At 39.4% G+C, this 14,572-nt stretch carries 16 protein-coding genes; 8 read left to right on the plus strand and 8 right to left on the minus strand.

Annotation, left to right across the window (positions count from 1 at the left end; genetic code table 11):
* Positions 1 to 50: 50 nt before the first annotated feature.
* The 6 genes from rpmH to CDG59_RS11930 all read left to right on the plus strand — a co-directional run bounded on the left by rpmH (position 51) and on the right by CDG59_RS11930 (position 4,760).
* Positions 51 to 185, plus strand: coding sequence for a 50S ribosomal protein L34 (rpmH, locus tag CDG59_RS11905; protein ID WP_000831329.1), 135 nt, complete (start codon positions 51 to 53; stop codon positions 183 to 185).
* A gap of 27 nt (positions 186 to 212) precedes the next feature.
* The gene (gene rnpA / locus CDG59_RS11910; RefSeq protein ID WP_004675434.1) at positions 213 to 608 is read left to right on the plus strand and encodes a ribonuclease P protein component; all 396 of its coding nucleotides are present in this window, start codon (positions 213 to 215) and stop codon (positions 606 to 608) included.
* Positions 609 to 617: 9 nt separating this feature from the next.
* Complete coding sequence (gene yidD / locus CDG59_RS11915; RefSeq protein WP_004656856.1) at positions 618 to 941, plus strand: membrane protein insertion efficiency factor YidD; 324 nt, start codon at positions 618 to 620, stop codon at positions 939 to 941.
* Positions 942 to 943: 2 nt separating this feature from the next.
* The gene (gene yidC, locus CDG59_RS11920) at positions 944 to 2,704 is read left to right on the plus strand and encodes a membrane protein insertase YidC (RefSeq protein WP_087545532.1); all 1,761 of its coding nucleotides are present in this window, start codon (positions 944 to 946) and stop codon (positions 2,702 to 2,704) included.
* A 115-nt stretch (positions 2,705 to 2,819) separates the two neighbouring features.
* Entirely contained in the window at positions 2,820 to 4,175 is a 1,356-nt protein-coding gene (gene mnmE / locus CDG59_RS11925; protein WP_087545533.1) for a tRNA uridine-5-carboxymethylaminomethyl(34) synthesis GTPase MnmE, read from the plus strand.
* 249 nt (positions 4,176 to 4,424) lie between these two features.
* Positions 4,425 to 4,760 carry a hypothetical protein gene (locus tag CDG59_RS11930; RefSeq protein WP_227519063.1) on the plus strand — a complete coding sequence of 112 codons (336 nt, stop codon included), beginning with the start codon at positions 4,425 to 4,427 and terminating at the stop codon, positions 4,758 to 4,760.
* 74 nt (positions 4,761 to 4,834) lie between these two features.
* Here CDG59_RS11930 and CDG59_RS11935 read toward each other — a convergent pair whose 3' ends face one another.
* Positions 4,835 to 6,016 (minus strand): PilT/PilU family type 4a pilus ATPase, encoded by a 1,182-nt coding sequence (locus tag CDG59_RS11935; RefSeq protein WP_087545535.1) that lies wholly within the window; start codon positions 6,014 to 6,016, stop codon positions 4,835 to 4,837.
* Between the two features lie 444 nt (positions 6,017 to 6,460).
* Here CDG59_RS11935 and CDG59_RS11940 point away from each other — a divergent pair, with 444 nt between their 5' ends.
* Positions 6,461 to 7,159, plus strand: coding sequence for a DsbC family protein (locus tag CDG59_RS11940; protein ID WP_087545536.1), 699 nt, complete (start codon positions 6,461 to 6,463; stop codon positions 7,157 to 7,159).
* A gap of 58 nt (positions 7,160 to 7,217) precedes the next feature.
* Here the strand turns inward: CDG59_RS11940 and CDG59_RS11945 are convergent, their stop codons facing one another.
* The 3 genes from CDG59_RS11945 to guaD form a co-directional block, all read right to left on the minus strand.
* Positions 7,218 to 7,469, minus strand: coding sequence for a GlsB/YeaQ/YmgE family stress response membrane protein (locus tag CDG59_RS11945; protein WP_004660536.1), 252 nt, complete (start codon positions 7,467 to 7,469; stop codon positions 7,218 to 7,220).
* A gap of 172 nt (positions 7,470 to 7,641) precedes the next feature.
* Entirely contained in the window at positions 7,642 to 8,169 is a 528-nt protein-coding gene (gene hpt / locus CDG59_RS11950) for a hypoxanthine phosphoribosyltransferase (RefSeq protein ID WP_087545538.1), read from the minus strand.
* A gap of 224 nt (positions 8,170 to 8,393) precedes the next feature.
* Positions 8,394 to 9,710 carry a guanine deaminase gene (gene guaD / locus CDG59_RS11955; RefSeq protein WP_087545539.1) on the minus strand — a complete coding sequence of 439 codons (1,317 nt, stop codon included), beginning with the start codon at positions 9,708 to 9,710 and terminating at the stop codon, positions 8,394 to 8,396.
* A 187-nt stretch (positions 9,711 to 9,897) separates the two neighbouring features.
* On the opposite strand from guaD, the gene CDG59_RS11960 reads away from it, so the two are divergent.
* Positions 9,898 to 10,371, plus strand: a complete 474-nt coding sequence (locus tag CDG59_RS11960; RefSeq protein ID WP_087545540.1) for a hypothetical protein — start codon at positions 9,898 to 9,900, stop codon at positions 10,369 to 10,371.
* A gap of 234 nt (positions 10,372 to 10,605) precedes the next feature.
* Here the strand turns inward: CDG59_RS11960 and CDG59_RS11965 are convergent, their stop codons facing one another.
* The 4 genes from CDG59_RS11965 to CDG59_RS11980 form a co-directional block, all read right to left on the minus strand.
* A complete protein-coding gene (locus CDG59_RS11965; protein WP_087545541.1) occupies positions 10,606 to 11,766 on the minus strand; it encodes a glutathionylspermidine synthase family protein in 1,161 nt (386 codons plus the stop codon).
* 20 nt (positions 11,767 to 11,786) lie between these two features.
* Positions 11,787 to 12,176: a hypothetical protein gene (locus CDG59_RS11970; protein WP_087545542.1), complete on the minus strand. Its 390-nt coding sequence runs from the start codon at positions 12,174 to 12,176 to the stop codon at positions 11,787 to 11,789.
* A 191-nt stretch (positions 12,177 to 12,367) separates the two neighbouring features.
* A complete protein-coding gene (locus tag CDG59_RS11975) occupies positions 12,368 to 13,324 on the minus strand; it encodes a TerC family protein (RefSeq protein ID WP_087545543.1) in 957 nt (318 codons plus the stop codon).
* A gap of 268 nt (positions 13,325 to 13,592) precedes the next feature.
* On the minus strand, positions 13,593 to 14,543 hold the full coding sequence (locus CDG59_RS11980; protein ID WP_087545545.1) for a LysR family transcriptional regulator: 951 nt from the start codon (positions 14,541 to 14,543) through the stop codon (positions 13,593 to 13,595).
* Between the last annotated feature and the right edge of the window lie 29 nt (positions 14,544 to 14,572).

A 14,572-nucleotide genomic window follows, 5' to 3' on the forward strand; every position in this document is an offset into this window, starting at 1 on the left:
CACAATAAAATCGCGGACCTTTATAGAAAGATCATTTTGGGAGTTTCGATATGAAACGTACTTTCCAACCATCTGAATTAAAGCGTAAACGCGTTCATGGTTTCCGCGCTCGTATGGCTACTAAAGCAGGTCGTCAAGTTTTAGCTCGTCGTCGTGCAAAAGGTCGTCATAGCTTAACTGTTTAATACTGTTAAGCTGACCAGATTTGGGTGATGGCACTTTACAGTTTCGGCATTGAATCTCGTATTCGTTGTGCCGCTGATTACAAAAGTGTATTTGATGGTGCACTTTTTAAAGTGCACCAGCCCCATTTCCTTTTTTTAGCAAAATTAACCGAACAGCCAAATAGCCGTTTGGGTATTGTCGTTGCTAAAAAGAAAGTACGTCGTGCTCATGAACGAAATCGAATAAAACGTCTTGCTCGGGAGAGCTTTCGCTTACACAAAGTGCAATTTAATGCTGATATCGATATTGTGGTGATGCCTAAAGTTGGTATAGAAGCAATCGCAAATCAAGAATTACATCAACAATTAGAGTTTGCTTGGCAAAAATTACAACGCTTAGCAAAAAAGCATTCAAAAGCTGTTATAACATCCTCACAAAATTAGAGATCTCCAATGGTACGATTACTACATTGGTTGATAAGATGTTACCAGATTGCTATTAGTCCATTATTAGGTCCTCGTTGTCGCTATATTCCTACTTGCTCGCAATATGCGATTGAAGCATTGCAAACACATGGGGCGGTCAAAGGTGTCTGGTTATCGACTAAACGAATTTGCCGTTGTCATCCTTGGGGTGGCTCAGGCTACGATCCAGTACCACGCAAAGCAGTTCGTTTTATTTCGTTTCATCAAATAGATTCTCAAATGCATCACGTTGCTGTACCCTTTCGTGATCGTTTATTCAAGCAAAATCTCTCTAACCATTTGGGATTATAGATATGCAACAATGGGCCAGATTTGCAATTCTTGGAGCCATGTTTGTTACCGCATATTTGCTTATTTTGGCTTGGCAAAAAGATTATGGTCATGCTGCACCGGCACCGCAACAACAAGCGGCGGCTGTGACTGCACATGAAGTATCTGCAGATTTGCCAAACGCTCAAAATGCAACAGCGGCTTCAGACTTGCCACAAGCAAATGTGACTGCATCACAAACCACAGAGCATAATACATCTGTGAGTCAGCAACTGATTTCAGTACAAACTGATCTTTATCACCTGTGGATCAATCCAAAAGGTGGTGATATTGTCCGTATTGAATTGTTAAGCCATGATGAAAGCAAAGACAGCGATAAGCCGTTTGTCATGCTGGAAAGTGATGCGAAACGTACTTATGTCGCTCAATCTGGTTTAATTGGTTTAAATGGACCAGATAGCAGCCGTAGCGGCCGTCCAATGTATGATGTTGAAAAAACAGCGTATACTTTGGCAGATGCGAAGAGCGTTGCAGCAAAAGATGGTAAGACACATCAAGTGTTGACTGTGCCATTGGTATTTAAAACACCTGAAGGTGTGGAAGTGATTAAGTCGTTCACCTTCACGCAAGGTGATTACCCAATTACAGTGAAACATCAGGTTGTTAACCGTAGTCAGCAAAACTGGCAAGGCCAAATGTTTGGTCAGTTAAAGCGTGACAATTCTGATGATCCAGGTAAATCTTCTCAAGGTATCTTTACTTTGGGAACTTATCTTGGGGGTGCATGGGGCACGCCAGAGGAGCATTATAACAAGTTGAAATTTGCGAATTTCAATGATGAAAAACTGAATGTCGAAGCGAAAGGTGGCTGGGTGGCCATGGTTCAGCATTATTTTGTCAGTGCTTGGATTCCTGGGAATTTAAAACTGACTCAGGCTGATGGCCAACCTTATACTGCCAAGCTGGAATCGCGTCAGTCTGCTGATGGCATGAATATCATGGGCTTCACCTCTCCAGTGATCAATGTACCTGCGGGTACGTCAATGGAAGTGGATGCACAACTTTATTCTGGCCCAAAAATTCAGTCTGAACTCAAAGATTTAGCTGCTGGTTTAAACCAAACTGTAGATTACGGTTGGTTATGGCCAATTGCCAAGTTATTGTTCCTGGGCTTGCAATTCTTCCATAATCTTGTTGGTAACTGGGGATGGTCAATTATCTTATTGACGATCTTGGTGAAGTTGATTTTATGGCCACTTTCTTCAAAAAGTTATCGTTCGATGGCGAAAATGCGTGTGATTGCACCAGAAATGCAACGTATGAAAGAAGAATTTGGTGAAGACCGTATGCGTTTCTCACAAGAAATGATGGCCTTATATAAGCGTGAACAAGTCAATCCATTGTCTGGTTGCTTGCCGTTATTGCTACAAATGCCGATTTTCTTAGCCTTGTACTGGGTGTTGATGGAATCCGTTGAACTTCGTCATGCACCGTGGTTAGGTTGGATTCAAGATTTATCTGCGATGGATCCATGGTTTATCTTGCCGTTGATCATGGGTGTGACCATGTATGTTCAGCAAATGCTGAACCCACAACCGACTGATCCAATGCAGGCAAAAGTGTTCCGTATCATGCCAATCATGTTTACGGTATTCATGTTGTTCTTCCCTGCGGGCCTCGTGCTTTACTGGATCGTCAACAATAGTATTACCATTTTACAACAATGGTTTATTAACAAAGGTGTCGAGAAAGACCGTCTCAACAAGGTTGAGCCGAGCGCTTAAGTTCGAACTTTTACTGAATAAATCCGCTTAAGATGGTAATCTTAGGCGGATTTTTCTTTGTCTGTATTTAGGGTTCCTGTTTCATAACCCTCGTGTTTTTTTAGGTGAATTTAACATGCAACATCAAACCACAATTGCTGCGATTGCTACCCCATTAGGTCGTGGTGGTGTGGGCGTGATTCGACTTTCTGGACCGAAAGCCTATGCAATAGCAGAGCAACTAACCCAGAAAAAACTTCCTGCTGCACGAATGGCGGGCTTCCGTCAGTTTTGTGATGCCGATGGTTCCGTTATGGACGAAGGGATTGTGCTCTGTTTTCAGAATCCTCACTCGTTCACGGGTGAAGATGTGGTGGAGTTACAGGGGCATGGTGGCCCTGTCATCCAGAATGCTTTGCTGGCACGTTTGCTCGATTTGGGCGCGACTGCTGCAAAAGCGGGTGAGTTTTCTATGCGTGCCTTCGAAAATGGCAAAATGGATTTAGTACAGGCGGAAGCGATTGCTGATTTGATTGATGCCACCTCACAGGCGGCTGCACGTTCGGCAGTTCGTTCCCTACAAGGTGCATTTTCAACCAAAATTAATACGGTTTTAGAAAAGCTCATTCACTTGCGTTTGCATGTTGAAGCTGCGATTGATTTTCCAGAAGAAGAAATTGATTTCCTTGCCGATGGCAAGATTTTAGCTTTGCTGGATGATGTACAGGATTCGGTCAAGGCAGTACAGCAATCTGCACGCCAAGGACAGCTGTTACGTGAAGGGTTACAGGTGGTGATCGCGGGTAAGCCCAATGCGGGTAAATCGAGTCTGTTAAACGTACTTGCAGGGCATGAGCGTGCCATTGTGACCGATATTGCAGGTACTACTCGTGATGTACTACATGAAAAGATCAGTTTAAATGGCTTGCCGATCACCTTAACTGACACTGCTGGTTTACGTGAGACGGGTGATATTGTGGAGCAGGAAGGGATTCGTCGTGCAATCAAGGAAATCGAACAAGCCGATTTGCTGCTGTTGGTGTATGACTTGAATCAAGGTGATGAGCCATTGCAATTGGCGTATGAATATTTTTCAGAGCATCTTGAGCCAAAACGTTTGCTATTGATTGGCAATAAATGCGATTTAACGGGTCAAGATGCCACATTAAGTGATTATCAAGGCTTCCGTCATATCAGTGTCTCCGCAAAACAAGATATGGGTGTTCAGGCGCTCATAGAGGCGATTACAGCGCATGCGGGCTTTCAACCTGAGGAAGACACCTTTATCGCCCGAACACGTCATTTAGATGCAATGAAGCGTACTCAGCGCTATCTTGCAGAAGCACGTGAGCAGTTAGTTGTGTTTAATGCAGGTGAACTTGTAGCTGAATCATTGCGACTGGCTCAAAATGCGTTGGGCGAAATCACGGGTGATTTCAGTGCTGATGATTTACTCGGAAAGATTTTTGGTTCATTCTGTATTGGAAAGTAATTTTTTAAGAGTTTAAAATTTTATATAGGCATTAAGAATATCTTCTTAGTGCTTTTTTTGTAGAATTTATTGTGTATTTTATGCCAATTAAAGAATTAATTTTTTAGATTAATAAAAATTATTAATTCGTTTCATTATTTTGCTTATGCTTATATAGCTTTAATTTATCTTGTGAATATAAATTAATATATTTTAAAATTGGTAATGATAAACTGATTAAATTCTAAAATGAATATTAGGTTATATACCGTGAACTATTTTATTTTGACTGTGTTTTTTTGTATGTTTTCGACATTTATTTATGCGAAAACAGAGGTTTATCAATGTAAAGAGAATGGATCTGTTATATTCCAATCCAAACCTTGCAAAGGTACAGGTCAGACTGTAGCTGATAAGGTTAAAGAACAACAACAAGCAAAAGAACGTAAACTTGCTGAAATTCAGGAAAAAGAAAAACTTTTACAAGAGAGATTAAAGCACCAGCCGAAAAAAGAAGTTGGTTTTAAAGCAACTATCATAAATTTTAAGAATAAAATGATTCGTTATTGGCATGCTTTAAAGAAGAAATTTTCAATTGATTCCTAAAATATTGAATATAAATCTTTAGATTTTAAAAAAACAGCCTAAATAATTCCTATTATTTAGGCTGTTTTTTTTGTTTAAATGCCTTGCATTTCTTGCTCTTCAGAGTCTTCTTTCAGCATATTTAAAGAAGTTGCTGCACTAGCTGGAACTCCTTCTTGACGAGTACTTTTCAGCTTAATTTGTAAGCGTAACTCATTCAATGAGTCAGCATTACGTAACGCTTCATCATAGCTAATTGCACCTTCGTTGTATAAATCAAACAAGGCCTGATCAAAAGTTTGCATACCTAATTCACGAGACTTGGTCATAATTTCTTTAAGATTATGAAATTGACCTTTTAAGATATTTTCTGCAATTAATGGTGTATTCAGTAGAATCTCTACGGCTGCACGACGACCTTGACCATCTTGAGTACGGATCAAGCGTTGAGAAATAATCGCTTTCATATTAGATGAAAGATCCATCAGCAATTGATTACGGCGTTCATCTGGAAAGAAGTTCATGATCCGATCTAATGCTTGATTGGCGTTGTTGGCATGTAAAGTTCCTAAACATAAATGCCCAGTTTCAGCAAAAGCAATGGCATGTTCCATGGTTTCAGTATCACGGATTTCACCAATCAAAATGACATCAGGTGCCTGACGCAATGTATTTTTTAAGGCATGGTGCCAAGTGTGGCAATCTACACCTACTTCACGGTGGGTAATCATTGACTTCTTATGCTTATGGACATATTCCACGGGGTCTTCAACCGTAATAATATGCCCCGCCGAATTTTCATTACGATAATCAATCATTGCCGCTAATGAGGTTGATTTACCTGACCCCGTACTTCCTACGACTAATACTAAGCCACGTTTTTCCATCATGACATTTTTCAATGATTCTGGGAGTTTGAGCTTTTGGAAGGTTGGGATTTCTGACGTAATGGTTCGGATAACCATGCCGATTTGTAGTTGTTGCTTAAATACATTGACACGAAAGCGTGATACTTCTGGAATATTAATTGCGAAATTACATTCCCATTCATTTTCAAATTCTTGGCGTTGCTTTTCATTCATTAAGCTATATGCAAATAGCTTAGTTTTTTCTGGGGTTAAAGTTTGCTGACCTAAAGGACGCATTAAACCTTGGAGTTTAATACTCGGTGGAAAGTCTGCTGTAATGAATAAATCTGAGCCGCCATATTCAACCACTTTGGTCAACATATGAAACATAAACGTTTTGGCTTCTTCTAATAATTCCGCATTATACATGGATGTACCTAAATTTTAAGACAAGACTAGATTGAGTCAGATAGTGTGAAGTTAAAACTAATCATGCAAAGGAAAACATATCCTTGTTTCTTTAAAATAAAGTTTCAAAAGTTCTGTAAGTCATTTCATGGCTTTTCATTCACGCTGAACGAGATTACAAAAGTTGCCTTGCTGATTGTGATTGGATTATTCCAAAAATAAACCCATCGATCTAGTTTGATTTTTATTTATTATATGAAGATCAATACAATGTGAGAATTTTTGTCATTTTTTTACCAAAACGAGCTTTTTTTTATCTTTGATTTGAAACCACTTTTTAAAAAAGGATGTTCCACGTGAAACATGACGATGATTGGTTGGCTTTTGGTTGTGACTGAGTAAGCTGTGCAATTTATGAGGATAAGCCTGATTAAAATAGCGCTAATTATGAGTTGAGTATGAGACATGTTGAAAAGAATCGCTTTATTTTCATTATTGAGTTGCACGTCTGCGATGATTTTTGCAAATGTAGAAACCTTAAAAAATAATTTAAATCAGCAATATCCCAATATTCATGTTAGCAATATTCAAGCAACAGAAATGACAGGACTATATAGTGCCAATTTAGACAATCAGATTATTTATTTGGATGAAAATGCCCAACATATTTTTATTGGTTCGATGGTTCGTTTAAAAGATCAAAAGAATCTGACCAAGGACTTGGTTCTAAAGCAAAATTCAATTGACTGGAAACAATTACCTTTAAAAGATGCAATAAAAACGATAAAGGGCAATGGTAAACAGCAGCTCGCTATTTTTTCAGATCCGAATTGCCCCTATTGTAAGAAATTAGAAGCTGAACTGGATAAGCTCAATGATGTCACCATTTATACGTTTATCTACCCACTAAAAGCACAATCGATTGCGGTCTCAAAATCGATTTGGTGTGATCCTAACCAAGCTTATGCGTGGAAAAACTTATTGCAGAAGAATGTACAGCCTAAAGAAAAAACTTGTACTAATCCGATTGATCGCAATCTAGAATTAGGGAAAAAATTAGGTATAGAAGGAACGCCAACGCTGATATTCGGCAATGGTCTGAAAATGGTTGGCGGGCGGAGTGCTGAAGACATTCGGATGATTTGGAAAGAACTCGGTTTATAAATAAAAATGCCCAATGCATTGTAATAAAATGATTTGGGCATTTTTAATTTATTTTGTTCTAACTTTTCTTGGTGACCAAGTTGTAGATGAATAAAATAATAATGGCACCAATGACCGATGCGATAAAGCCAGCCGCTGAGTTTTCACCATATAATCCAAGTAAGCGACCGCCATAGGTTGCTAATAATGAACCTGCAATCCCTAATAAGGTGGTAACAATAAATCCTGCTTTATCTTCACCAGGATGCAACGCACGGGCAATTAAACCTGCAAAAAAACCGACCACAATCGCTACAATGAGAGACCACATGACCTTTTCTCCTTGTTTTACCATAGTATTTGTTTGTTACTATCCTGCTCGATTTAGCCTAACTCTGTCTGTAGTGGATTACTGAGTTATGTCGTATTTTTGTGCAATCTTTATCGTGCTTTGATTAACAAGCTAGAATAAAAAAGGCGCTTTAAAGCGCCTTTATAATTGATCAAAGACCGATTTCACCGATAAAGGGTAAGTGACGATACTTTTGATTGAAATCTAAACCGTAACCGACAATAAAGCGATCTTCGACTTCAAAACCTAAGAATTTTACTTCTAAATCAATCTCACGGCGTGAAGGTTTGCTCACCAAAGTACAAAGTTCAATTGAGTTTGGATTACGTGTTTTGAGCATTTCAACGACTTTGCTCAAGGTATTCCCTGAATCAATAATATCTTCAACAACAAGCACATCTTTACCGTGAATCTCACCATCAAGATCTTTTAAAATTTTGACATCGCGGGTTGAAACCGTCCCGCCACCATAGCTAGACACAGTCATAAAATCGAGTTCGTGTGGTTTTTCGATTGAACGGCATAAATCTGCCATAAAAATGACTGAGCCACGCAGTAAGCCAATCAATACCAGCTCTTTATCACTTTGAGCATAGTGTGCATTGATCTTTTCACCAAGTTCTTTGACTTTGGCTTGAATCTCTTCGCTCGAAATCATAATGCGCATTGCAATGGTCATCGGTAGATTCCTAAAACTTAAAAAAGGGAAAATAAAAAAGGTGTTGACCTGCAACACCTCGTAATCTTGAGCTAATGTGGCAATTTTAAAACAAAATCAGATTTCATGCACCTTTTGATGATGAAGAAAATGTTTCATTTTGAGCAGATGTACTGTCACGTTTCAGTAGCACAGCACCGCCGATGGCCAATAATATCCACCCAATTTTTCGTTTATTCAAAACTTTAGCTTTGGCTATAGGCTTTTTGTCCATAGATATAGGTTGCCTCGACATTTCGATCATCCCCCATGGTAAATAAGGCGAATAGGCTATCTTCAAGTGATTTTGAACGTGACTGACGCAACTGTTGCAATGCAGTTGGCTTAAGGTTCAACACCACAAAATCAGCTTCCTTTCCTACATTAAAGTTACCGAGTTTGTTATCAAGGTCAAGGGCTTTTGCACCGCCTACTGTTGCATGGTACAGCGATTCAAAGGCAGACAATTTATCGCCCTGCAACTGTTGTACTTTGTAAGCCTCATTGACAGTTTGTAATAAACTGAAAGAGGTTCCTGCCCCAACGTCAGTTCCCAATCCAACTTTAACTTGCTGTTGCCATGTTTTGTTCAGCGGAAATAAACCACTACCTAAGAACAGATTTGAGGTTGGGCAGAACGCAATTGCAGAGTCAGTCTCATGCATACATTGCCATTCATCATCTTCTAAATGAATGCAGTGAGCAAATACAGAACGCTGGCCCGTTAAGCCATAATGATGATAGACATCTAAATAACCCTTTTGTGCTGGGAATAAATCTTTAACCCATGCAATTTCATCTTTATTTTCGCTTAGATGTGTATGTACATAAGCATCAGGATATTCAGCTTTGAGTTGCCCTGCTGTTTCAAGTTGTTCAGGTGTAGAGGTTGGAGCAAAACGTGGTGTGATGGCATATAACGCACGACCTTGACCATGCCACTTCTCAATGAGTGCCTTAGAGTCGTCATAGCTGCTGTCTGCGCTATCACACAGGGCTTCAGGTGCATGACGATCCATCATGACTTTACCTGCAATTAGACGCATCTGATGCTGTTCTGCGGCTTCAAATAAAGCATCTACTGATTCAGGATGAACCGTACAAAATACTAGTGCAGTGGTTGTGCCATTTTTAAGCAGTTCATTCACAAAAAACTTGGCGATCTCGCTCGCATAAGCTTTGTCTTTAAACTGGATTTCAGTTGGGAACGTATAAGTGTTTAACCAGCTCAAAAGTTGTTCGCCGTAAGCACCGACCATTTCCGTTTGTGGAAAGTGAATATGCGTATCGATCATGCCTGGGATGATCAGTTGCTCTGGATAATGCTGAATTTCAATATTGATTGGTAGATGGTCTTGAGCATCTTCCCATGTCCCAAACCAGCGAATTTTGCCTTGTTCCGTGATGAGGACACCATCTTCGAGATAACGGACTTGATCTGCAATTTGATTTGCTTGAGCAACAGTTTTTTGAATATCTAAGAAGCGACCACGAATAACAGTGATGGGAGTAGCCAAAGTCATAACAACCTACAATTTTACTTTTTTCGATTGATTGTACTCGATTTTGCTCGTTTTACTGGATTATTCGTCTAATTTAAGTATAGAAAGCCGAGCGAGGTATGAGTAATTGATTGGATCAATTCACTTTACTTTTCGGTGTAAATACGTAAATTGTCAGCAATAATGATACTTCTTGAGAAAAATACACATGTATTATTGGAATACCAAAGCTTTGGCGCATGAGTTGGCTGAAGATACTCTAAGTAAACAACATTATAAAAACTATTATCTCGCAGCGGCATTGGTCGTGAGTGCTGTGTACTATTACGGTATGTATTCGCCTTATTCTGATATTCGAGTGATTGGGATTGAAGCTGCATTGACCCTACTGATTATGCTGATTGGGATTCAACGGACTTATCAAGCCAATGGTGCTGATCAAGGTGTCCATTTCTTAAATCGGGTCACGGCGTTGTCCTTTCCTATTTTGATGCAAAATACTGTGTTTGGAATTGTTTTTGGGCTAGTTTTATTGGGAGTTTATCAATATTTTGGTTTAGCGCAAACCGCATTTGAAATGTGGTACGAATGGTGTGTTTCGGCTTTTACCATTTTTCTGCAAATTTTATTTTTTACTCGTTTGGTGTCTTATATGAAACGGGTTGCAGCGCATAGGATTTAAGTCTATCTTTTATGATGATATAGCGTATGAGTGATTAGGATGAATATTGAATTACGCTTTACTTTTGATGGATCAAAAGTAAAAAAATCCTTTCTTTAGCTGATGGTACCTGCCTGATACCACAGCTAAACCAGCGACAGCCATGCCGTTGGGGGAAGATAGAATATTATGAGATTTACCTTCAAAAAATAAAAAATGTAGATGATTTCTCTACATATAAATATTGTCTTTTCTCTATTCCACAAAATAATGCGCGGCAAAATGGGCATCATTGCCAATAATGTCGTAGCAGTCCTCACGAATCGACATGCCTGCACACTGATGTCCCACCATCCATAAACCCAGCGTGGGTAACTGACCAGCAAACAATGGAGTCTCTACCCATTTTTGTACTACATAGCCATATTTATCATAGTCATCAAAATAGAAACTACCAGAAGCAGCCCCTTGATCTTGACCATCTTGCAACACTCGAATATTCGCCCCTTCCCTTGCTAAGATCGGTTTTTTCACCCATTTGCCAGAGAATTTTTGCTGGGGATCAAAATGATGAGTCTCAACTAAAAGTGGGTGATTTGGATAGCGTTTCCAAAGCTCCACTAAAATTGCTTTATTAGAGAGCAGCATTTTCCAACATGGTTCGATCCAATTCGATTGCGGACTCAGATATTGAGAGAATGATTCTTCCCAAATCCATTCCCAAGGATATAACTTGAATAGGTTTTGAATGGGTCGATTATTCAGATCAACAAAACTTTGTCCATTCCAGCCAATATTTTCCATTGAAAGTTCAGAAACTTGTAGATGCGCTTGAAAAGCGGTATCCATTAAATATTCTAGATTGCCCCAATCCTCTCGCCCTGCCTCCTGACAGGCTGCAAAATGCACGTGACTTCCTCGCGGTAGAATGGTTCGCCAACGCTTAATCAAGTCTTCGTGAATACTGTTAAACTGATCTCGATTCGAAATCCCAGATACTTGTTCGATCCATAGCCATTGTGCTACTGATGCCTCTAACAGTCCTGTGGGAGTATCAGCATTGTATTCCAGCATTTTGATATTGCGCCCATCATAGGCAAAGTCAAAGCGTCCATAAAGCATCGGCGCATTTTGTCGCCAAGACTGCTCGATTTGTGGAATTGCAGCAACTGGAATCTGGAAATAATCAGGATAGTTACCGCGCTGAATCAAATCACTTGTCACAGCTAAACACATTTGATGCAGTTCATTGGCTGCATCTTCAAGCTGTTCAATTTGCTTCAATGTAAATTCGTAGGCAATTCCTTCTGACCAGTAAATTGAGCCATCCAGTGATGGTAAATTAAAATAATCGAAACCAATTTTTTGGTGTTCAAGTTGCCAGTCTGTGCGGGGGGGTAATATTTTTCTTTTCATCTTGAGTTTCAGTCTTTTAATTAGCCGCCAAATGATGAGCCGCCACGACCGAAACCGCCACGAATAGGTGATGATACAGAATAGCGTTTTGCAGTGGTTGAAATTGAAGGTTGTCCCACACTGAGATTGGTATGTGGTCTCAAGGTGTTGCCTTTAAAAGAGACTTCACGATTATGTTGATAATATTGTGGTCCTAAATAACGCCCAGAACCAAAGCCACCGTAATAGCGAACGCCAGCAGTAGAACTTCCACCCCCTGAGCCATTTTCTTCTTCACAAGTTTCAGTATTCCAGTCTGTTGCACAATCATATTGATTGTTATAAACATCTTGTACTAGAGGTCCATCATTGTGGCTACATGCAGTGAGTAGCAATGGCACCACCACAAGATTAATTTTTTTAGAACGCATGAGACCCCACTCATTTTAATTGGCCTGATCGACATTGATGTGAACAGCCCTTGTTTTATTATGTTTCTGATTAGGAAAGATAAAAGCTTTAAGCCGCCATATGATATTGATCTGTTTTTTTAATGTACAGTCTATTTTTATGATTTAACTGTTCAGGCATCTGAATTTATCAAATGCCTGAATTCAACTGATTAAGATTGCAACTGCTTTTTATTATGACGTAATGATAGATAAGCGGTGATACTGAGTACCAGTACGATAAAGCCCAATGAAATCCAAATTGGCATATGAAACACATCTAACAGTAACATTTTTGCACCAATAAACAATAAGATGATGCCCAGTCCATATGGTAGGTAATGCAGTTTGGTTGCGGCACCAGCCAGCAGGAAGAACATAGCACGTAGGCCTAGAATCGCCATCAGGTTTGCAGTCAGGACAATGAACGGGTCACTAGTTACCGCAAAAATCGCTGGAATTGAGTCGACTGCAAAGATAACGTCGGAACCCTCAACCAAAATCAGAACTAAAAATAATGGTGTCGCCCACAACAAACCATCACGGCGAACAAAGAATTTTTCACCCTCAAGCTGTGGCGTGATACGCATATGCTTGCGTAACCATTTTAAAGTTTTGATATCTTCGATATTGCTTTCTTCATCCTGCCCTTTTAGGAATTTGAAACCTGTATAGACCAAGAACGCACCGAAGATGTAAAGAACCCATGAAAACTCTTGAACGAACCATGCACCAATAAAAATAAAGATGGTTCTTAATACGATGGCACCTAATACGCCGTAGAGTAGGATTTTACGTTGCAGTGCAGAAGGAATCGCAAATGCAGAGAAAATCATTAACCAAACAAAAACGTTGTCAATCGCTAAAGATTTTTCTAACAAATAACCTGCAAAGTATTCCATGGTTTTTTGGTTGGCTATACCTACCCCAACAGTTTGTTGTAAATAGAACCACAAACCACCACCAAACATTACCGCAACTGAAACCCAAGCAATACTCCAATAAGCCGCTTGCTTAATTGGAACATCCTGATTTTGCTTTTGTTTAAAGCCCAAAAAATCGATCAATAGCATCACGATGACGATGCCAAAGAAGATGGCATATAGCCATATATTACCGATAGTGTCCATCACAACTCCCTCTCTGGCAAATGGACATAAAAAAACCCTGACCAGTTGCCAGATGAATAAATACATCTGTTTCAACATGATCAAGGTCTTGCCTACATCACAAATCGATTGCGATGCTCAGAGTCCGACTTTTTGCAAAGTGTAATGACGAAGCTCTGACACCTAAGCACTTAAATTTCAGTCCTTAGGTTTGAAGGAGGCTACTCCCCTTGTCAAACTATTCTGTATGGATGCTGACATCCAAAGATGTGTATAGAATTACATACTCTTAAACAATGTGCAAGTCTCTACCAAATAAGTCAGGATTAAAAATCTTTAAAATCTCAGTCCGTAAAAATTGGTGTCGTGGGTTGTGTTTGACATGTTCATGCCAGTACATGCCCATCCTGATTTTGGGCAGTTCAATCGGTAAGGCATGGATATGTAAATCCGTTGAATAATGTAGATGTTTTAGAATACTTTGAGGGATAGTCAGTATTGCATTTGGGTGCTGCGCTAAGACCTGTAAAGCTGTCGAATAGTGCTGACAGCGTAAAAAAATTTGCCGAGACAATTGTTGCCGATTGAGATAAATATCCTCTAATAATAACCCCGTACGCCGTGATGACACACCAATATGCGGTGATGATAAATACAGAGATAAATTCATTTTAGTTTGCTGTGTGCAGACCACAAAATAATCTTCAATCAGGTTTTCAAACTGTAAATGAGCTTGATACGGTTGTACTAAGTCAATCACAAAATCGATTTGTTGTGCTGACAAATCAGCCAACATATTTTTACGATCAAGTTTAGAACTAAAAAACTGGATATTGAGATTTTGCTTGGCAAAGTGATTGACCAATTGAGGAAAAATAATGGGTTCGATTTCATCATGAATCGCGATTTTTATACTTTGTAGCATGCTCGGCCTAAAATCTTGCTGAGGCATAGCGATTTTTTGAATACTCAATAAAGCCATTTGAATCGGCTGATAAATCTGCTCAGCATAAGGCGTAGGCAGCATTTTTTGCCCACTACGCACAAACAGCTCATCTTTAAGTTGTACACGTAAACGTTGTAAAGCATGACTGACAGCAGATTGGCTGATACACAACAATTGGGCAGCTTTAGAAATGCTCTTTTGTTCAAAAATCGCAATAAACAGCGGATATAAATTAATATCAATACGATGAAAGTGAGCCACTTCCAATGGGCTAGTATTATGAATCTGATTCATAGTTTTGAATAAAATAAAATCATTTCATT

The sequence above is a fragment of the Acinetobacter sp. WCHA29 genome, from assembly GCF_002165335.1.
GTDB lineage: Bacteria > Pseudomonadota > Gammaproteobacteria > Pseudomonadales > Moraxellaceae > Acinetobacter.

What these genes read in the sequence shown, in the direction of transcription:
- mnmE (WP_087545533.1), top strand. Translation starts at nt 2,820, where the DNA reads ATGCAACATCAAACCACAATTGCTGCGATTGCTACCCCATTAGGTCGT.
- rpmH (WP_000831329.1), top strand. Translation starts at nt 51, where the DNA reads ATGAAACGTACTTTCCAACCATCTGAATTAAAGCGTAAACGCGTTCAT.
- CDG59_RS11975 (WP_087545543.1), bottom strand. Translation starts at nt 13,324, where the DNA reads ATGGACACTATCGGTAATATATGGCTATATGCCATCTTCTTTGGCATC.
- CDG59_RS11980 (WP_087545545.1), bottom strand. Translation starts at nt 14,543, where the DNA reads ATGAATCAGATTCATAATACTAGCCCATTGGAAGTGGCTCACTTTCAT.
- CDG59_RS11970 (WP_087545542.1), bottom strand. Translation starts at nt 12,176, where the DNA reads ATGCGTTCTAAAAAAATTAATCTTGTGGTGGTGCCATTGCTACTCACT.
- hpt (WP_087545538.1), bottom strand. Translation starts at nt 8,169, where the DNA reads ATGACCATTGCAATGCGCATTATGATTTCGAGCGAAGAGATTCAAGCC.
- CDG59_RS11935 (WP_087545535.1), bottom strand. Translation starts at nt 6,016, where the DNA reads ATGTATAATGCGGAATTATTAGAAGAAGCCAAAACGTTTATGTTTCAT.
- CDG59_RS11965 (WP_087545541.1), bottom strand. Translation starts at nt 11,766, where the DNA reads ATGAAAAGAAAAATATTACCCCCCCGCACAGACTGGCAACTTGAACAC.
- yidC (WP_087545532.1), top strand. Translation starts at nt 944, where the DNA reads ATGCAACAATGGGCCAGATTTGCAATTCTTGGAGCCATGTTTGTTACC.
- CDG59_RS11945 (WP_004660536.1), bottom strand. Translation starts at nt 7,469, where the DNA reads ATGTGGTCTCTCATTGTAGCGATTGTGGTCGGTTTTTTTGCAGGTTTA.
- guaD (WP_087545539.1), bottom strand. Translation starts at nt 9,710, where the DNA reads ATGACTTTGGCTACTCCCATCACTGTTATTCGTGGTCGCTTCTTAGAT.
- CDG59_RS11940 (WP_087545536.1), top strand. Translation starts at nt 6,461, where the DNA reads ATGTTGAAAAGAATCGCTTTATTTTCATTATTGAGTTGCACGTCTGCG.
- rnpA (WP_004675434.1), top strand. Translation starts at nt 213, where the DNA reads ATGGCACTTTACAGTTTCGGCATTGAATCTCGTATTCGTTGTGCCGCT.
- yidD (WP_004656856.1), top strand. Translation starts at nt 618, where the DNA reads ATGGTACGATTACTACATTGGTTGATAAGATGTTACCAGATTGCTATT.
- CDG59_RS11960 (WP_087545540.1), top strand. Translation starts at nt 9,898, where the DNA reads ATGTATTATTGGAATACCAAAGCTTTGGCGCATGAGTTGGCTGAAGAT.